Origin of the sequence: Coprothermobacter proteolyticus DSM 5265, from assembly GCF_000020945.1 — a bacterium.
GTDB lineage: Bacteria > Coprothermobacterota > Coprothermobacteria > Coprothermobacterales > Coprothermobacteraceae > Coprothermobacter > Coprothermobacter proteolyticus.
Genome location: NC_011295.1, coordinates 1,406,790 through 1,424,912 on the forward strand (window position 1 = coordinate 1,406,790; position 18,123 = coordinate 1,424,912).

The following is an 18,123-nucleotide window of genomic DNA, read 5'->3' on the forward strand; positions in this document are numbered from 1 at the left end:
TGTTTCACGGGGGAGGCAGATTGATGAAAAAGATACTATTAACACTGGTTATCGCAGTACTTTTGTTGTCAGGTTTTGCAGGGGTAAAAAGTGCAGAACTACTGTTTGTGAGCAATTCCACAACCACTAATCAAGAGGATCCAGAGAATGAAATCATCGTCGGTTATAAAGAGAATACTGACGTTGCAGTTCTCTCTAAGCAAGTGGAAAAGACTACTGGCGCAAAACTTTCTAGAAAAGGCTTAAAGAACTTTGCAGTATTCAAACTACCTCAAGGCAAGGCCGCCGATGTGGTGATGAATCAATTGAAGAATGATCCGAATGTGGAGTACGTTGAGCCAAATTACATTGCTCACGCTTTTGACGTTCCGAATGACACTTTCTTCAACCCATACCAATGGAACTTCTACGATTATGGCATGACAAGCAACGGCTATGTCTCTAACTACGGCATTCAGGCTGTTTCTGCATGGAATATTACAAAAGGTGCAGGCGTTAAAGTAGCAATAATCGATACAGGTGTAGCCTACGAGAACTACGGTGCATATACCAAGGCTCCAGATTTAGCAAATACACTGTTTGATACTGCAAATGCGTATGACTTTGTTAACAACGACACTCACGCTAATGATGACAACAGTCATGGAACTCACGTAGCTGGAACAATTGCTCAATCGACAAATAATGGCATGGGAGCCGCTGGTATTGCTTATCAAGCAACCATATTGCCTATAAAAGTACTCGATAGCGAGGGCTCCGGAACATACGACGCCATTGCCAACGGCATTATATGGGCTGCTGACAAAGGAGCCAGGGTCATCAACATGAGTTTGGGAGGAAGTTCGGGGTCTACAACACTTCAGAACGCTATACAATACGCATACAACAAAGGCGTCGTGATTGTGTGTGCTTCTGGAAATGATAGAAGATCTACAGTAAGTTACCCTGCGGCCTATACTCAGTGCATCGCTGTTGGATCAACTCGCTTTGACGGAACGAGAGCTCGTTATTCTAACTATGGTAGCGCGCTCGATATTGTTGCTCCTGGTGGAGATACATCCGTTGACCAAAATCATGATGGCTATGGCGATGGCATCTTACAGCAGACTTTTGCCGAAGGATCACCCACAGACTTCGCTTATTACTTCTTCCAGGGAACTTCAATGGCGTCTCCGCACGTGGCTGGAGTAGCTGCTCTTGTTTTATCGGCACATCCGACGTACACAAACGAACAAGTGAGAACTGCACTTCAGTCCACAGCAAAAGATCTTGGCACAGCAGGATGGGATAAATACTATGGTTATGGCCTAGTAAATGCGTATGCTGCAGTAAACTGGACACCATAAAAAACGCACCCCATTAAAACAAAAAGACCCTCTGAAAAAGAGGGCCTTTTTGTTTTACAACTGAGAAAGTTTACTCATGTTCTTAGCCTTAAAAAAATCAGATCTTGTTTGAGTAAAGTTTCTCAGTATTTTGCTGTCTTTCTTACCTCTCCCCCTGTTGGGTCGCTGCCTCTCAATGCATGGCATCATCAAGACGTGCGAAACCAATGATGATACCCCTAAATAAGAAAGCGACAAAGCCAGTAAAACTCAACTGCAAAATAGCAAAAATAGCCCGTTTCCCGATTTTCGCGACCAGATAAAATTGGGTTCTTGATGGTTTTCTATAAAGGGGCTGCCGTTGACATTGAGGTGATTCACACCTTAACATACCGACGAGACTGCCCAGCTCACTGTTTTCGCCATTGCCATAACTTTACTGAAAACTACCACAATAGTCTATCTGAATCAGCTTTACTACGCAGAGGGACTCTCGCTTCTTTTCAGAACAGCGTTGCCAGGAGAACCTCTCGTTGAGTCATCAGGAAAGCTAGCCTCTGATGACTCAACGAGCATGATGCCCTGTTCCCATGGCATCCTTCTTTAAGCTATAGTTCTATTTCAAATTACCTGAGGTTAAGCCTACGCACTTTGAACATTGCCTTAGTGCATCTTCAAGCTCTTAAACCTCTCAGCGTTAGCCTTGATTGCTACTTCCACAGGAATTCTCTCCATGCTTGAAGCGCCGAAGAATCCAACGATACCTTTTGTGTGGTCGAAAATGTACTGTGCATCCTCAGGCTCGGCAATAGGGCCACCGTGGCAAATAACCATGACATTGGGGTTCACGCTCTTTGCCGCATCATGTATGGCTTGAATACGCTGTGCACAGTCATCCAGTGTTAATGCTGTTCTTGCTCCAATAGCACCTTTGGTTGTCAAGCCCATATGAGCTACAATAACGTCTGCACCTGCTTTGGTCATTTCTATGGCATCGTTTTCATTGAAGACATAAGGACAAGTGAGAAGATCCATATCGTGTGCCATGGCGATCATCTCTACCTCTTTGTAGTAACCCATATCTGTTTCTTCCAAATTCTGACGGAATTGACCATCAATTAGACCCACTGTTGGAAAGTTTTGAACACCGGTAAATCCGATATCTTTTATTTGTTTGAGGAAATTCTTCATTATTTTGAATGGATCTGTCCCGTTAACACCAGCCAAAACCGCTGAATTTTCTGCAATGGGTAGCACTTCATTTGCCATCTCCAGAACGATCTGGTTCGCATCACCGTAAGCTAATAGACCTGCCAAAGAGCCTCTGCCAGCCATTCTGTAACGACCTGAGTTGTAAATGATAATTAAATCAACACCACCTGCCAAAGTAAACTTAGCAGAAATACCTGTACCTGCACCCGCACCGATGATGGGGCGCCCACTCTTAACTTGTGACTGCAATCTTTCTAATGCAGTCTTCCTGTCAATTGCCATTCTGTTTCCTCCCTTTACTTACTAAACCTATTTCGAATCAACTGGAGCAAGGCATTTGCCATGGCTTCAGCAAATTCCGGATCGTTAATGTGGTAATCCAGTTCTCTAACTTCAATATCAGTTCTTAAGTTTTTCTTTAGCGTCTCAAACAAAGCCGTATCAGCTTCAGGGTCATAGAAAGGCATGCCTTCTTTATCTATGCCAGACACACCTTTAAGCGGCAGGAATACCACAATAGGCCCTTTGGCCTGATTCAGCTTTTGCGCGATTATTTCCCCAAGTTTGCGGTTTTCTTCTACTGTTGTCCTCATCAGTGTGACTGAAGGATTGTGCACATGCAGTTTTCTTGACCTAAATTTCTCTGGAACGGTGTCCATGGGACCAAAATTGACCATGTCCAAGGCGCCTACAGAAACAACTTGTGGTATCCCTTTTTTAGCTGCAGCATCCAGCCTGGTAGGCCCAGCTGATAATACCCCTCCAACCAATTCATCAGCCCATTCTGTGGTAGTTATGTCAGCCACTGCATCTATAAAACCACTCTCTATCAAACTTTCCATTGCCCTTCCACCAGTTCCTGTGGCGTGGAATACAAGTACTTCACAGCCATTTTCTTCCAGAACGGAGCGAACTTTTTCTACACAAGGAGTAGTAAGTCCAAACATGGTTGCTGCTACGAGAGGTTTCTCTTCTTTGGTGGATTCAAAATCCTTAGGTACTTCTGCCTCCACCATTCCACATATGGCACCTGCGGCATTAGCAAGTATGCGTGATGAAAGCCTGTTTATGCCTGAAATATCGACGACCGAGTACATCATGGTGACATCCTTAATGTCCACGTAAGGCCTGGTATCACCAGAAGCCATAGTAGAAACCATTAATTTTGGAACTCCAACAGGTAGCGCACGCATAGCTGGTGTAGCCAGAGAAGTCCCGCCTGAACCACCCAAACTTAAGATTCCATCGATTTTACCTTCCTGGTAAAGCTCTTCGACTAAAACAGTTGCACCTTTGGCCATTGCTTCAATAGCGACACCTCTGTCAGTTTTAGCAAGCTCCTCAATGGTGTAACCTGCTTTCTTTGCTACCTCATCTCTGGAAATATCTGGCGTAGTTTTTGGTTCACCAATAATGCCTGCATCAATTAAAAGCGTATTATGTCCACGGCTTTCTATAATTCTCTTAACATACTCGAATTCCTTGCCTTTAGTGTCAAGTGTCCCCAGTAAAACAATTGTCTTACTCATCGCGTCACATCCTTTGCAGGCTTTATTAACCCCCGAAAGCCTCAATAGCTTAAATTCTATCACTCAAATCGGAAGAATTTATAATGGTCCTATTAGATCATCATAAAGACAAACCTTCGCACTGGTGCTTTATGCACTCCGGCAAGTTATTAGGAAAACCAATGCTATAATCGAATTGCATAAATGCTGACTTGAGCTATGTTTCATGGCTATGGAGGATTACTTTGGAAAGCGAAAGAAGTAGCGCTTCAGTATTACTAAGTGGTCTGAGTAAACTCAAATGGAATTTGCTTGTCAAAGGTCTTCTTGTGGGCGCGGTTTCGGGTATTTTGGCTGTTCTTTACCGCATTGCCATAGAATACGGTACGAAAACGTCGTTAGGTATTTACGCTTATTTGAGAGCGCACCCCACTTATATCGCATTATGGATTTTCGTCGTGCTAGCAGGCGGCTTGTTCGTAGCGTGGTTAGTAGCACTTGAACCCATGGCATCAGGAAGTGGTATTCCACAAGTTGAAGGTGTCGTTCTATTCGGCCTAAAGATGAAATGGCATATGATTTTGGTAGTACGTTTTCTCGGTGGCATCTTGTGTAGTTTTTTTGGCTTGTCGTTGGGACGTGAAGGGCCATCTGTTCAGATAGGTGCTGCGGGAGGGCAAGCTGTGTCGCGTTTGCTTGCTGAGCATGACGCAGAGGAAAATTACTTAATTACCAGTGGTGCAGCTGCAGGTTTGTCAGCAGCATTTAGCGCGCCACTGTCGGGTGTAATGTTCGCTCTCGAAGAAATTCACAGAAGCTTTTCACCGTTAATACTTGTTTCAGCTTTCGCCGCATCAATTGTTGCCGATTTCATATCCAAGTACTTCTTTGGTTTAAGACCTGTCTTGCACTTTTATCCCATACCCCAGCTGCCCGTATCTTATTATTGGTATTTGCTACCCGTAGGAATTATCGCTGGGTTGGTAGGTGCCCTTATGAATGCGACATTACTGAGTTTTCAGCAGTTCTACAAAGGAATTCCTCGACGTATAAGACCATGCGTCGCTATGTTGATTGCGCTACCCTGCGGCCTTTTTCTGCCACTTGCTTTAGGTGGAGGAAGCGACTTAATTGCTTTGGCAGAAGGAGCAAAAAGCGGAGTTGTAGTGCTAATAATTTACTTGGTAGTAAAATTGCTTTTCACAAGTGTGAGCTTCGGCAGCGGAGTACCAGGCGGTATCTTCATGCCCATACTAACAGTGGGAGCCCTTTCTGGAAGTATCTTGTCGCTTACTGCCACCAGGTTTGGCTTCCCCATAGAGTATGTGCCTGTGTTTGCCATATGTGCCATGGCTGGTACCCTTGCTTCATCCGTTAAAGCCCCCATCACTGCAATCCTTCTCACCGCCGAAATGAGCGGGTCATTGGTCCATACGCTGCCCGTTGCTGCATGTGCTTTCATAGGCTTACTGGTGTCAGATATTCTAAAAATTGACCCCATATATGAGACATTGCTACAACGTTTCATCGACAGAAACGGCACTACTATGACTGCCAATCGCAGAGGCGGAATAGTGGAAGTGCCCGTAGAATTTGGGTGTGAAGTCGTAGGCAAAGCCATTAGGGATGTTCAATGGCCACAGGGCATTCTAATCGTAGCAATACGTAGAGGGGCAAAAGAATTAGTACCTCAGGGTAGTACCGTCATTGTTCCTGGTGATTATCTTATTGCTTTGTGTCCACAAGGTCGCGAACATGAAGCCAAAGAAGCAATGAGAAAACTCTGCTTAGTACAAAAGGAAAATTAAGCAAGCATCGGTGTCTTTACTAGTACCTCTTAACACGGGCTATTTAAAAGAACAAAGTTAACAAATTCTAAAAAAAGAAAACATATAAAGAACTATCGACAACGTAAACTATCTGCTTATCTGCATATGGTTGCGCCCTCTATTCTTATAACAAATAGCGCAAAGTCCATCCATTCACCGTGGTCTTACCCTACTTGTATTTGGAATTTTATTCTCAAGAACTGCTTCAATTTGTATTACCATATAACTAACGCAAAAGAAAACGGGTTCTTGACAAAAACTTAATCAAAATTGCTTACAAACAGCATTATTCTGTAATTGTGAAATAAATAACGCTTGGGAGGTAATCGTAGTGCCCAAAATACTGAAAGTGAAAAACATGAACAAATGCATCGGATGCTTTGAATGCATGATAGGTTGCGCATCATTGAACTTCCATAGTCACACGTTAACAAAGAGTGCCATCAGGGTCAAAACAAAGGGTGGACTTCAGAGCCAGTTCGCAGCTGTCATCTGTGTGGGATGCTCAGATCCCGCCTGTGCAGAAGCGTGCCCCACACAGGCACTAACGCCCCGACCAGGAGGTGGCGTCTTATTTGATGCGAAGAAATGTATTGGCTGCGAGAAATGCGTGCCAGCGTGCATTGTGGGAGCCATTGCCATGGACAAGCAAGCTAAAAAACCCATCATTTGCAAACAATGTGGAGCATGTGTGCAGCTTTGTCCACATGAATGCTTAGCCATGGAGGAGGCGTAAAAACATGCTCGGAGCTGATTACATAAGAGTCTTGTATGTGGACTTAACCAAAGAAAAAGTCTCTGTTGAAGAACGAAAAGATCTATTTCATCTGTTAGGTGGAACCGGAGTAGCAGCAAAGCTACTTGAGGAAAACATGCATCCAGAACTGCCAGCGCTTCATGAGGACCAACCTATCGTGTTTGCCATAGGACCTCTGTCGACGATTTTCCCCGTCGCCACAAAGACTGTTGCCACATTCATTTCTCCGCTAACAGGCGAATACGGTGAAAGCCATGCTGGTGGTCGCTCCGCTATGGCTATCAGGAATGCTGGCTACGATGCCATAGTAATAACTGGTAAAGCAAGAAGACCAACTTACCTGAGCATTTCTGATCATTCTGTTGACTTCAAAGATGCCCGTGGCTTGTGGGGCTTGGGTGTTGATGAAGTAGGAAGGATTATTAGAGAGCGTGAAGGTATACCAGGCAAACGCAGCATCATGCGTATTGGTGTGTCGGGAGAAAACTTAGTTAGTTTCGCTGGGGTAAACGTGGACACTTACAGACACTTTGGAAGGCTAGGCCTGGGAGCCGTATTTGGAAGCAAACAGTTGAAAGCCATTGCCATCACAGGCGAAACAGACATTCCCGTAAGTAACTTCAAAGACTACTACACCACCTTTCGTTGGCTCTATAAAAAGGTAGTAGAAACTGATCTCATGGCGAAGTATCACGAGATTGGAACTCCCATAAACATTAAGGTGCTTAACGCAATTAACTCTCTACCTACTAAAAACCTACAGCAGTCCACATTTGAGTACGCTGATGCCATCTCTGGCGAAACTTTCGCAGAGCAAACACTGGTGAGAAAAGTATCCTGTGTGGGTTGTCCTATTGGCTGCATTCACGTAGGTCAGTTCAGAAGGCTATTTGATAAAGGCTATGAGTATGAATCATTGGCGGTATCCTACGACCACGAACTCATATATGCACTAGGCAGTTTGCTGGGAACAACCTCAGCTAGTGAAGTTTTGGAGCTTATCGATGAGGTAGAAGAAACCGGTTTGGATGCTATGAGCACTGGTGTTGTCTTAGCTTGGGCAACTGAAGCCTTACAAAAAGGGCTGATCAGCATGGACCAGACCATAGCGCCCTTGGAATTTGGAAATACGGACAGTTACAAGAAAGCTATACACTACCTCGCCGAAAAAACTAACGATTTTTACAGCACTCTGGGAATGGGCTTAGCTAAAGCCACAGAAGTTTATGGAGGCAAAGATTTTGCATTGGTTTATGGTGGCAACGAAATGGCTGGATATCACACAGGCTACGCCTTTACACTTGGACAAACAGTGGGAGCAAGACACTCACACTTGTGCAACGCAGGTTACCAGTACGACCAAAGCGCTAAAGAGTTAAACGATGAAGAAATTGTAGATTATTTGATAAAGGAAGAGAAAGAAAGATGCATGCTCACATCTTTGGTGATCTGCTTGTTTGCTCGGAAGGTATACGACAGAGAAACAGTGCTAAGAGCCCTAAACTCCATCGGCATACCATTCACTAATGACGATCTAACCAAGACCGCCGAAGAAACGTTCTTTACCAGATTACGCATAAAACAAAAACTGGGTTACTCACTGGAGAACGAAAGATTTCCTAAAAGGGCCTTTGAAACACCTACGCGTTGGGGGAAAATGGACGAAGAGCGCATGAACAAACTGCTTAAGATGTATGTACAAAGGCTTCAATCAGAATATGAGAATTACAGTTCAAATAAATGATTACTTTAATCGCTACGGTGTCCGCTCTGGAGAAATAGAACTTCCAGCTGGCGCCACCGTAGCTGATCTCTTAAAAAGTTTAGGCATACCGCTCTCGGAAATAGGCTTTGTAGTGCGTAATAGTACCGTACTAAAAGAAACAGAACAGCTACGAGATGGCGACGTAGTACTAATACTTCCTTTTGTGTTAGGCGGCTAAGTCACAATTTTTGGCTTTTTGACAAATAGTTCTCAAATACTTCTTCGGGTACCATGCTACCGCCTGTGAGCCAGACCATGTGAACACCATCACCTACGATGCCATACAACCCAGCATTGGCCGAAGGTTCAGTTTTTATGCCTTCCTTGTCCCAGAGCCAGCGTACCATGTCAAGCATGAACTCATCAGGGACCGTGAACACTCCATCGATGAGATGCATCATCCAAGAAGTAGTCAGCTTTGATGCTCGACCCACGGCCAAACCGTCAGCCACGGTTATTCCATCCAGGCCAACGTCGCTCACGCTGATGTCACTTAGCTTGCCAGTAGCCAAAGCAAGTAGCATGCAGGGGCTGTGCGTGGGCTCAGCAAAATAGACTTCTACTCTGTCGCCCAAAGTTGCCTTCAAACCGAAGGCTATGCCGCCAGGAGCACCGCCCACTCCACAAGGAATGTACACCTTTAGGTTTTTGCCTGTTTCATCTAGAAGTGGTCGAATCTGTGGCGCCAGTCTTAAACCAGCCACGGCATAACCCAGGAACAATATGACAGACTCCTCATCATCCACAAAGTGCGCTTTTGGATTACTGCTGGCTATTTGGCGTGCCTGAGCTACTGCTGAAGAATAATCGCCTTCGTGTTCCACAACGCGTGCTCCTAGACTGCGAAGTTTTTCCTTTTTCCAAGCGGCAGCTTCCTTGGACATATGCACTTCCACATTGAAACCAAAGGCACGCCCCATGATTCCAATGCTGAGCCCCAGATTTCCTGTGGAACCCACAACTAGTGAGTAGCCGCTGAAAACGTTACGCGCCTCTGGAGTAAGCAAAGCACGGTAGTCGCTATCTAGGGTTATAACGCCCTCCTGTAGAGCCACCTGCTCAGCAAACCACAGTACCTCGTATATGCCACCGCGGGCTTTCACAGAGCCTGATATGGGAAGGTAGTTATCCAACTTTGCGTAAACGGGGCCTGAAAAGCTCTCCAGCGTTATACCCTTTAACTCCTCTGCGTGCTTCAGTTCTGTATGCGAACTTTCTATGATGCCATCATTTGTTTCTGGAAAAAGCTCCTTTATGGCTGGTGCAAAACGCTGCAAACGTTTCTCTGCATCTTCAATGTCCATCAAGCCCAAAGGGATATGCTTCAAAGCTTTTGTTGTTTCTTCTTTGTTCGGGTTACGCCAGAAAACTGGCTGGTACGTTTTTATCTTGTTTAACAAGAACTCATCAGCATTCATGATCCTTTCAGAAATACCTCCTTTCAAAATCGGTAGCAACCCACCTGCTGGCTTCCGCTGAAGCCTTTCGGCAAGCTTCTACCAAGGCTGCACCCTTTGAGACCTCAGCTATGAAGACGCCGTTAAAGCAGTCTCCTGCTCCCAAGGTGCTTACCACTTCCACTTGAGGCGCTTCAACATGGACACCATCCACAGTGGCTCCTCTGCTACCTTGCTTCACCACCACGTGCTTGTAATAGTAGTCAGTTTTTGCTAAGATTTCCATTTCATGTTCATTAGCAAAGAGAAAGTCGTAACCGCGTGTCATCTGCAAGAAGGTACTTAAGTGCTGCTTAAGTGGCTCATAGGAAGCGGCATCCACAGAAAGAACGGCTCCATTGCTTTTAGCTTTAGCAGTCAGCTCCTGAACCACTTTAGAACTCTCAGGGTGAAATAAAGCATAACCGCTGATGTGAAGCCAATCAATGTCCACCTCAGGAACACTTATGTAACTGCGAGCCACATTGGGAGAACTCCACATGTTTCGCTCGCCTTTCTCATGACGCACCAGCAGTGTACCCGTGAAGCCCTCCTTTTGCGTGAGCAGCATATTGATACCGTAGCGCTGCCCAGCCTCCATAAAAAACCCATAGCCACCATCAGTGCCCACACAGCCTAAGATTCCCACATTAGATCCCCAGCGTGCAGCATGACGAGCAGTATTGAACGCGGAACCGCCAGGAACCACCAGAGCCCTTGCTTGTGCATCTGACGCATAGACTTTTGGAGCTTCCTCAAAAATTAACACATCCATGAGCACATCTCCGTAAATTAGGACCATACTATAATTGTAGTGCTTAAAGAGGAGGTATGAAAATATGTTGCAAATCGCACCACACGTAAAAGAAGCCATAGAGACGCTAAAACCCGTAGTTGCGTTGGAATCCACCATAATAACTCACGGCATGCCCTATCCTGCAAATTTGCATACGGCATTAGAAGTGGAGCAAGTCATAAAAGAAGCTGGGGCTGTGCCAGCTACCATAGGTGTCATAAACGGCATCATAAAAGTAGGTTTGAGCGAAGAAGAAATAACATACCTAAGCCAGGCAAAAGACCTTCATAAAATCAGCCTGAAAGACTTGTCAGTGGCAGCAGCCAAGAAACTCTCTGGCGGCACAACAGTTTCTGCAACCATGTTTGCTTCCTACAAGGCCGGCATTCAAGTTTTCGCCACTGGGGGCATCGGCGGAGTTCATCGCGATGCACGGGAAAGCTTCGATGTGAGTACCGACTTGGAAGCCTTGGGGTCCATCCCCATAACCGTGGTATGCGCAGGCGCTAAGGCCATATTGGACCTACCAGCCACATTGGAGTATTTGGAAACCAAAGGGGTACTAGTAGTGGGTTACAAAACCGATGAATTCCCCGCTTTCTACTACGGCCGCAGTGGACTGAAGCTGGAACACTCAGTTACTACTCCTGGAGAGTTGGCTCAAATCATACGTGAGCGTGATGCACTGGAGATCAATAAAGCCATATTGGTGGGAAATCCACCTCCTGAAGAGATGGCTCTGGAAAAAGGCAAAGTAGAGCAACTCATTGAAGCAGCTTTACAGCAAGCAAAAGTAAACAACATTAAGGGTAAAGATGTTACGCCATTCTTGCTGGATTACTTAGCCAAAAACTCCAAAGGTGAGACTCTGGAAACCAACATTGCCCTGGTAAAGAACAATGCCTATGTGGGTTCTCTGATCGCAAAAGCTCTGATGGCTGCTAAGATATAGAAAGAGCGCAAAGGAGGGGATAAGCCATGCCAGAGTTTTCAAGTCCATTTAGCGGAAACAAGTACGACCGCAAGCTCACACACGAGGAATTAGTGAGGGCTATTCGGTTCATGGTCGCAGCTGAGTATGAAGCCACACAACTTTACATGCAGCTCGCAGAAAGCATTGACAACGCGCTTGCCAAAGACGTTTTGGTGGACATAGCCAACGAGGAAAGAGTTCACGCAGGAGAGTTCCTCCGCTTGCTTTTAGAGCTGGAACCTGATGAGAAAAAGTTTTACGAAGAAGGCAAAGATGAAGTAGAGGAATTCATAAAGAAACACCAAAAGAAGTGAGGTAAAAAGAAATAACGGAGGCGTCCGTGTTAGAAAGGGGCTTACCCATTACGGGTAAGCCCCTTTTGCTTAAGTCATGCCATTTATCGTGATTAACTTGAACGCTATTTTTTTACTTCACCATGACACGCGTTAAGAAAGCAGCCACTTGGTCACGGGTTAGCGTTAGGTCTGGCCCAAACGTGGTTTCTGTCATGCCCTTTACTACTCCCTTTTCGTAAAGGTAAGCCACATAGATCTTCGACCAGTGCCCGAAAAGATCAGTAAATGGCGACTTGGGGATAAAGTTCTGACCAGGCTCTAACGGAAGCGTCAAGGCGATCAACTTCGCAGCCTCACCTCTGGTTAGATAACCAGCTGGACGCAGTGTCCCATCAGGATAACCCTTTACAATGTTAGCTTTGTAGAATGCCCAATAATAAGGAGCTACAGCACTCTTAGGATCTACATCTTTAAACGGGTTCTTTCCATCTAATTCCGCCAACGTAACAGGCTTAACACCTGTAGCTAAAGCCAGTGCATACATGAATTCACCGCGAGTAATGGGTTCTGTGGGTCTGAACTTGTTGTCAAGCACCGTCAAGAATTTCTTCTCTACCACAGTGGTAATGTTGTCTTTTGCCCAAGAATTACTAATGTCAGTGATTTCAGGTACAGAGCCGAGCACAAATGAACCTGAAGTGGAAACGTTTTGGCCCACTAACCAAACCTTGTAAGTGTAGCTACCTGCAGGAATGTTAGGCAAAGTGATGAATCTAATCAGCGTGTTCCCAGTGGGGAATGTTTTCTTCATTATTGCTTGGGTGTAGCTCTTGCCTTGAGAATCCTTGTAATGGAAGTTACTGCCAGTAATCTCTACATCGTAGTAGTAACCGCTGCTGAACTGCATTGTTACTGACGAACCTGGGTTCACCACGTAAACCATCAATTCTACCCCACCAGTGGGAAGTTGCATTACATCCAACTTGATTGTAAGTGTGCCTGCTGCCGATGTTGCCAAAGGTGCCATGACAACAAACAAGCTGAGGCACAGCAACACCGGAATGATTTTCTCTACCAACTTTCTCATCCTTGTTTCACCTCCTTAACCAGGACGTACTTAAACCCCTGTTAGTTTCTTATTGTAACATTGTATCAGCCTATCAAGTGTAAATTGTGCTTTAATTAATCCATGGAAGAAAAAATAACTCTGCCAAGAATTGTTTGGGGACTCTGGAGAATTAAAACTTGGAATAGAACACCAAAAGAACTTGCTAGAACCATGAACAAGCTTTTGGACCTGGGTGTAGACACTGTGGATTTAGCGGACATTTACGGAGACTATGAAGCCACAAAGATGTTCGGTGAAGTGCTGCAAGCAGACCCAACACTCTCCAATCGCATAAAAGTGGTTACAAAAACAGGCATTGTCCTGCTTTCGGAGAAACAACAACAGGTCTACGTAAAACATTACGATACTTCAGCTGAGCACATCATTGCCTCGGTGGATCAATCTTTACTTGACTTGGGCAGGGATCACATTGATCTACTGCTCATACACAGGCCTGACCCGTTCACGGATCCGCTGGAAGTGGGCCATACCTTTGATGAGCTCTACAAGGAAGGAAAGGTGCTTTCTTTTGGCGTATCCAACTTCATGCCTTATCATCACTCACTACTCACAAAGTACGTGAAACAACCATTATTTGTGAATCAGATAGAAATCTCTCTTGCACATCCACAACCTTTTTTGGACTGGCAAATTCCATACATGATGGAAAACGACATAACCCCCATGGCTTGGTCACCCCTGGGCGGAGGAAAACTGTTCACCAGTGATGAACCCAACATGGTTAAGTTAAGGAACGCGCTGGAACAAGTCGCTCAGAATCACGGCGTCACACCTGAACACATTGCTTACGCATGGCTACTTAGCCATCCGTCAAATATTGTTGTCATAGCAGGCAGCAGCAACTACGATCGAGTAAAATCTGCAGTGGAGGCAAAGGACATAGTCCTTGACCGACAGGAGTGGTTTTATCTTTTAGAGCAAGCCACCGGTGAGCCCGTACCTTAATAGACAGTAGAGAAAAAGAAAAGCAGAAGACAAACGATGGAAATCCTTGAAATTACAGACCTCACTGTGGAAGGTTTTGGTGTTGCTAAGTCATCTGGTCTTGTGTATTTTGTAAAAGGCGTGGTGGCTCCTGGCGATGTGGTAAAAGCCGTAATTACTTCTCAACATAGAAACTATGTTGAAGCTGAATTTGTCGAACTGGTTCAGCCGAGCCCTTACAGGATAGAACCCTTGTGTCCACATTTCTCTCAGTGCGGCGGGTGCCAGCTTCAACACATATCCTATCAAGAGCAACTTCAATGGAAGAGCAATTTTGCAAGCCAAAACCTATGGAAACTCGCCCGTGAAAAAGTGGACAACGTACACATAGTTCCTTCTGATCTACTTTATGGTTACAGAGCAAAAGCTCACTTCACTTTTGGCGAAGAAAACAATATTTTGAACATTGGGTACTTTAGTAAATCCGACAAATGGTTCGCTTTGACTACTTGTCCCATACTCAAAGAAACACTTTGGGTGACAGCTCAAGACGTATTGAGTGTTTTAAGGAAGCATGACCTAAAAAGCTATTTCACCAGCAACGGAACACTTAGGCATCTGCAGGTTAGAGTGTCGCTGCTGACGGGAGAAAAACAAGTTCTCGTAACCTTTACGCAATTTCCCAAAAATTTTGAAAACGTGGCAGAGGAGATTCTTAGTGCTGGCATAAGCAGTTTGGCTTTGCACCAGAACACAGCTCAAAACAAAACAGTTATCGGTAAAGGTGCCACTTTGTACAACGGCAATCAATACGTGCAAGAACAGCTCATGGGTAAGGTTTACAACATTACCCCCGTTTCCTTCTTCCAAATAAACCCAGTGCAAGCAGAAAAGCTCTTTTCTATTGCTTTGGATTACTTAGAGCCTCAGCCCGAGGATATCGTGTTTGAAGGCTATTCAGGCGTAGGCGCTTTCACTTTGCTGTACGCCCAGAAAGTTAAAACTGTCATAGCAGCAGAAGGTGTAGAAGAAGCTGTACAGCAGGCATGTAAAAATGCTGCATTAAACAACGTAGACAACGTGCAGTTTTTAGCCAAGCCCGTTGAAGAAGCCGCTGGTTCCCTACAACAGAAGATTAACAAAGTAGTAGTTGATCCACCAAGAAACGGTATGACTCAGGAAGCATTGAACGCTGTAGCAAGGCTCCAGCCAGAACGTATTGTCTACATAAGCTGTGATCCATCAACTCTTGCTCGGGACATCAGCAGGTTTCAGCCCTTTGGCTATTCCTTAAACCACATCCAAGCCATCGACATGTTTCCACAAACCACACACGTTGAGTGCGTGGCACTACTGATAAAAGAAAAACTTTGAGCATTCCAGCAAAGGGCAAACCCGAGTCAAAGCGCTACAATGAAAAGGCTTTAAGATTAGATTGCAAATTACGCGATGTATTGGTATAGGAGCAAAACATTAGATTATTCTCATGGGCAGGAGATAAACCATGCATTTTAGGCAAGTAACGTTGATGGTCGACAAACTCGAAGGATTTATTGAGTTTGTAAGAATTTACCATTAGGCAAGTCCACAGCTTTTTTGAAATTATTTCCCCCTTAACAAAAATGGCTGACGTGTATGGCCTTTGCTTTGTTTACAGTGTCTACAGGTTTGCTCCTATTTGCTCTTGCACAGATAATACCTACACAAAAGTAAACTAAAGCACACGACCAATTGCCATAAATTCAAGGCAAAAAAGAACTCTTCCCATGCAAAAAAACATCTCATATGACGCGATTATCAACTCACTCTATATAGAACTGCAATAACTGTAAATATTGAATCAATATTTATTCAAGAAAAATGAGCTAATGGTTCTGCTAAAGCATAGGTAATTGCTGCCGCTTTTATGTTTGTTTTCAGGGTATTCTTTGCTATAATATAATCCGGTGCAAAGGAGAAACTTGGACGATATTTATCCTCTATATAAGAGAAAACAATTCTCCGAGAATTCGTTCATAAAATGAGCGTATCAAGAATTTCACGTACTCCAGCCTAAATAAGCCTACGATCCCTGTCTACAAACCTTGAAGCCCTTTTGCACTGAGTTTTCACAGTAAGGAGGTAAGTCATATGTGCTGTACATATGCGCAGAGAAAATCAAGAAAACAAGATAAGCAACTGAGGAGGTACATAAGATGAAAGTAAATGGAAACCCTGAAGGCATAAGCGAGCTTATTAAAGCGTTGCTCGCTGTGCAACATGAAGTCAAAAATCCAATTGCGACCAGTGAGAACCCATATTTCAAATCTAAATACGCACCACTGGACCAAATTGTCGATCTACTCCGCCCTTTACTCACAAAAAATGGTTTGATAATGGCGCAAGAAGTTTTATCCAACAGTTCGCAAGAAATCTCTATTGTTACTTACCTGTTTCACACGAATGGATGCTGGTTAGAGTTTGGACCTGTGACGGCTAATCCTCAAAGAACACGTGTTCAGGTAGGCGTTGATGAAGAGAGAAAACCTATTTACGAGACAACCGATGAGGTATCCGTACAAACGATAGGTAGTACTATATCTTACTTGAGAAGGTATGCTCTTTTGTCGCTGTTCAATATGGCAGCAACCTCTGAAGATGATGATGCAGAAAGCACAATGCCAGAACATCAAACTGTATCTAACGCACTTCTCATAGCCAACCCCAAAAGAATTTCTTTTGTGCTTACCCTTGCAAAAGAAGTTGGCTTAAACGAAGAACAGATTAGAACAATGGTGGAAAAGAAATACAACGTCCCACTGGAGAAGCTAAATAACGAGCAAGTTGATGCACTGATAAACTACCTACGTAGCAAGAAACAAGAACGAAGCTTGTAGAATAGACTTTCTTAGCAAGTCAATACAAAGAGGAGGACCGCCCCGTAAAAAGTGTGGTCCTCTTCATTTATTACTGTAGGTTTTCTTCTGCTTCTCTGACCAGTTCGCTTATGAGTTCATCCACATGAACAATTTTGTCTACTCTGTAGACATTTTCTCCACAGAAAGCGAAACCTTCGTCTAAATTGCCCTTTTGCGCGTTTATCAAAGCTTGAGAAATGCAGTAAGGTGCTTTTTTGGGATCACACGTCTTTAGGCAATTGTATCGGCACATGTCCGGCTTCTTTGCGTTGTTCTCAACATCAATAAGGAATTGATTTCTTATGGCTCTCCCTGGCATACCCTCGGGGCTCTTTATGATTACCACATCTTCCTTTTTCGCATTTATGTAAGCCTGCTTGAACTCCATTGCCGCATCACATTCATAGGTCGCCACAAACCGCGTCGCCATCTGCACTCCACTGGCACCAAGCTTTATGAACTTAGCAATGTCTTTGCCATCAAAAATGCCACCAGCTGCAATTATAGGTATTTTCTTACCATACTGTTCTTCAAAGGGCTTCACAGTTTCAATGACCTGCGGAACAATGTCCTCAAGCTTGTAATTGTCCATGTTAGCCAACTCTTCCAATTTAAAACCGAGGTGTCCACCTGCTTTTGGCCCTTCCACAATGATGGCGTCTGGTATGTAGTTATGCTTTTGAATCCACGATTTGCAGATGGTCGCTGCCCCACGAGCAGAAGAAACAATGGGCACAGCCTTTGTGTGGGTGCCCTTTACAAACTCCGGTAAACTTAGGGGAAGTCCAGCACCAGAAATAATAAGGTCTGCACCTTCCTCCACGGCAGTTGCTACAAGATCCTCATACTCCGTCACGGCTACCAATATGTTTACACCAATGATGCCCTTTGGTGAAAGCTCCCTAGCCCTTCTTATTTCATGCCTTAGTGCTTCAATGTTACCCTTTCTAATGTTAGGACCCCACTTAGGGTCGCTAAGAGACAGATGCAAACCGGATATGACTCCAATGCCACCAGCATTAGCCACAGCAGATGCCAAGCCCGACATGGATATCCCTACACCCATTCCACCTTGAATTATGGGCACTTTTGCTTCCAAATCTCCTATTTTAAGAGATGGCAATTTCAAGTTTTTCCTCCTGCCTTCTTATGAAATATCTACGTTGTTCATCATAGCATAAGTCCAAGAAGTTGCTGCAAGTATCAGAGAGTAGCAGGTTTAACCTAAAACAACAGATAGCAATGGAGCACCTTACACGACGATTCTCAATGTATG

The 18,123-nt window shown here is 44.5% G+C and carries 15 protein-coding genes and 1 pseudogene; 10 read left to right on the top strand and 6 right to left on the bottom strand.

The genetic code is table 11. From position 1 onward, the window contains the following. The first annotated feature begins 23 nt into the window (after nt 1-23). Nucleotides 24-1,346, top strand: coding sequence for a S8 family peptidase (locus COPRO5265_RS07225; RefSeq protein WP_012544358.1), 1,323 nt, complete (start codon nt 24-26; stop codon nt 1,344-1,346). Nucleotides 1,347-1,988: 642 nt separating this feature from the next. Here COPRO5265_RS07225 and COPRO5265_RS07230 read toward each other — a convergent pair. Together COPRO5265_RS07230 and COPRO5265_RS07235 are read right to left on the bottom strand one after the other, a co-directional pair. Beyond that, nucleotides 1,989-2,819 carry a phosphoenolpyruvate hydrolase family protein gene (locus tag COPRO5265_RS07230; RefSeq protein ID WP_012543487.1) on the bottom strand — a complete coding sequence of 277 codons (831 nt, stop codon included), beginning with the start codon at nt 2,817-2,819 and terminating at the stop codon, nt 1,989-1,991. Between the two features lie 14 nt (nt 2,820-2,833). Continuing rightward, nucleotides 2,834-4,066, bottom strand: a complete 1,233-nt coding sequence (locus tag COPRO5265_RS07235; RefSeq protein ID WP_012544577.1) for a Tm-1-like ATP-binding domain-containing protein — start codon at nt 4,064-4,066, stop codon at nt 2,834-2,836. 224 nt (nt 4,067-4,290) lie between these two features. Between COPRO5265_RS07235 and COPRO5265_RS07240 the strand changes: the two genes are divergently transcribed. The 4 genes from COPRO5265_RS07240 (at nt 4,291) to thiS (ending at nt 8,574) form a co-directional block, all read left to right on the top strand. Further along, nucleotides 4,291-5,853 (top strand): ClC family H(+)/Cl(-) exchange transporter, encoded by a 1,563-nt coding sequence (locus tag COPRO5265_RS07240; protein ID WP_012543666.1) that lies wholly within the window; start codon nt 4,291-4,293, stop codon nt 5,851-5,853. Nucleotides 5,854-6,205: 352 nt separating this feature from the next. Beyond that, the gene (locus COPRO5265_RS07245; protein ID WP_041735876.1) at nt 6,206-6,610 is read left to right on the top strand and encodes a 4Fe-4S dicluster domain-containing protein; all 405 of its coding nucleotides are present in this window, start codon (nt 6,206-6,208) and stop codon (nt 6,608-6,610) included. Nucleotides 6,611-6,614: 4 nt separating this feature from the next. Further along, nucleotides 6,615-8,375 (top strand): aldehyde ferredoxin oxidoreductase N-terminal domain-containing protein, encoded by a 1,761-nt coding sequence (locus COPRO5265_RS07250; RefSeq protein WP_012544628.1) that lies wholly within the window; start codon nt 6,615-6,617, stop codon nt 8,373-8,375. Beyond that, nucleotides 8,350-8,574 carry a sulfur carrier protein ThiS gene (gene thiS / locus COPRO5265_RS07255; RefSeq protein WP_012544124.1) on the top strand — a complete coding sequence of 75 codons (225 nt, stop codon included), beginning with the start codon at nt 8,350-8,352 and terminating at the stop codon, nt 8,572-8,574. Before COPRO5265_RS07250 ends, thiS begins: the two co-directional genes overlap by 26 nt. A gap of 1 nt (nt 8,575) precedes the next feature. Here thiS and COPRO5265_RS07260 read toward each other — a convergent pair whose 3' ends face one another. Next, entirely contained in the window at nt 8,576-9,814 is a 1,239-nt protein-coding gene (locus COPRO5265_RS07260; protein WP_012544812.1) for a D-serine ammonia-lyase, read from the bottom strand. Nucleotides 9,815-9,821: 7 nt separating this feature from the next. Further along, nucleotides 9,822-10,634: a carbohydrate kinase family protein gene (locus tag COPRO5265_RS07265; RefSeq protein WP_143708140.1), complete on the bottom strand. Its 813-nt coding sequence runs from the start codon at nt 10,632-10,634 to the stop codon at nt 9,822-9,824. Between the two features lie 37 nt (nt 10,635-10,671). Between COPRO5265_RS07265 and COPRO5265_RS07270 the strand changes: the two genes are divergently transcribed. Continuing rightward, nucleotides 10,672-11,580, top strand: a complete 909-nt coding sequence (locus tag COPRO5265_RS07270; protein WP_012544056.1) for a pseudouridine-5'-phosphate glycosidase — start codon at nt 10,672-10,674, stop codon at nt 11,578-11,580. 26 nt (nt 11,581-11,606) lie between these two features. Beyond that, nucleotides 11,607-11,915, top strand: a complete 309-nt coding sequence (locus COPRO5265_RS07275) for a ferritin family protein (RefSeq protein WP_012544880.1) — start codon at nt 11,607-11,609, stop codon at nt 11,913-11,915. A gap of 112 nt (nt 11,916-12,027) precedes the next feature. On the opposite strand, the gene COPRO5265_RS07280 is transcribed toward COPRO5265_RS07275, so the two are convergent. Continuing rightward, on the bottom strand, nt 12,028-12,984 hold the full coding sequence (locus tag COPRO5265_RS07280; RefSeq protein WP_012543852.1) for an S-layer homology domain-containing protein: 957 nt from the start codon (nt 12,982-12,984) through the stop codon (nt 12,028-12,030). Between the two features lie 102 nt (nt 12,985-13,086). On the opposite strand from COPRO5265_RS07280, the gene COPRO5265_RS07285 reads away from it, so the two are divergent. The 3 genes and pseudogenes from COPRO5265_RS07285 (at nt 13,087) to COPRO5265_RS07295 (ending at nt 16,826) form a co-directional block, all read left to right on the top strand. Further along, nucleotides 13,087-13,971 carry an aldo/keto reductase gene (locus COPRO5265_RS07285; protein WP_012544723.1) on the top strand — a complete coding sequence of 295 codons (885 nt, stop codon included), beginning with the start codon at nt 13,087-13,089 and terminating at the stop codon, nt 13,969-13,971. A gap of 33 nt (nt 13,972-14,004) precedes the next feature. Then, nucleotides 14,005-15,324, top strand: a pseudogene (rlmD, locus tag COPRO5265_RS07290) (23S rRNA (uracil(1939)-C(5))-methyltransferase RlmD); the annotation flags it as partial. An 821-nt stretch (nt 15,325-16,145) separates the two neighbouring features. After that, nucleotides 16,146-16,826, top strand: coding sequence for an ERF family protein (locus tag COPRO5265_RS07295; protein WP_012543753.1), 681 nt, complete (start codon nt 16,146-16,148; stop codon nt 16,824-16,826). Between the two features lie 70 nt (nt 16,827-16,896). Here COPRO5265_RS07295 and COPRO5265_RS07300 read toward each other — a convergent pair whose 3' ends face one another. Further along, nucleotides 16,897-17,976: an NAD(P)H-dependent flavin oxidoreductase gene (locus COPRO5265_RS07300; protein ID WP_041735879.1), complete on the bottom strand. Its 1,080-nt coding sequence runs from the start codon at nt 17,974-17,976 to the stop codon at nt 16,897-16,899. Between the last annotated feature and the right edge of the window lie 147 nt (nt 17,977-18,123).

Excerpts from the sequence above, each read along its gene's own strand:
- COPRO5265_RS07225 (WP_012544358.1), top strand. The coding sequence starts at position 24 with ATGAAAAAGATACTATTAACACTGGTTATCGCAGTACTTTTGTTGTCA.
- COPRO5265_RS07230 (WP_012543487.1), bottom strand. The coding sequence starts at position 2,819 with ATGGCAATTGACAGGAAGACTGCATTAGAAAGATTGCAGTCACAAGTT.
- COPRO5265_RS07235 (WP_012544577.1), bottom strand. The coding sequence starts at position 4,066 with ATGAGTAAGACAATTGTTTTACTGGGGACACTTGACACTAAAGGCAAG.
- COPRO5265_RS07250 (WP_012544628.1), top strand. The coding sequence starts at position 6,615 with ATGCTCGGAGCTGATTACATAAGAGTCTTGTATGTGGACTTAACCAAA.
- thiS (WP_012544124.1), top strand. The coding sequence starts at position 8,350 with ATGAGAATTACAGTTCAAATAAATGATTACTTTAATCGCTACGGTGTC.
- COPRO5265_RS07260 (WP_012544812.1), bottom strand. The coding sequence starts at position 9,814 with ATGAATGCTGATGAGTTCTTGTTAAACAAGATAAAAACGTACCAGCCA.
- COPRO5265_RS07265 (WP_143708140.1), bottom strand. The coding sequence starts at position 10,634 with ATGGTCCTAATTTACGGAGATGTGCTCATGGATGTGTTAATTTTTGAG.
- COPRO5265_RS07270 (WP_012544056.1), top strand. The coding sequence starts at position 10,672 with ATGTTGCAAATCGCACCACACGTAAAAGAAGCCATAGAGACGCTAAAA.
- COPRO5265_RS07275 (WP_012544880.1), top strand. The coding sequence starts at position 11,607 with ATGCCAGAGTTTTCAAGTCCATTTAGCGGAAACAAGTACGACCGCAAG.
- COPRO5265_RS07280 (WP_012543852.1), bottom strand. The coding sequence starts at position 12,984 with ATGAGAAAGTTGGTAGAGAAAATCATTCCGGTGTTGCTGTGCCTCAGC.
- COPRO5265_RS07285 (WP_012544723.1), top strand. The coding sequence starts at position 13,087 with ATGGAAGAAAAAATAACTCTGCCAAGAATTGTTTGGGGACTCTGGAGA.
- COPRO5265_RS07295 (WP_012543753.1), top strand. The coding sequence starts at position 16,146 with ATGAAAGTAAATGGAAACCCTGAAGGCATAAGCGAGCTTATTAAAGCG.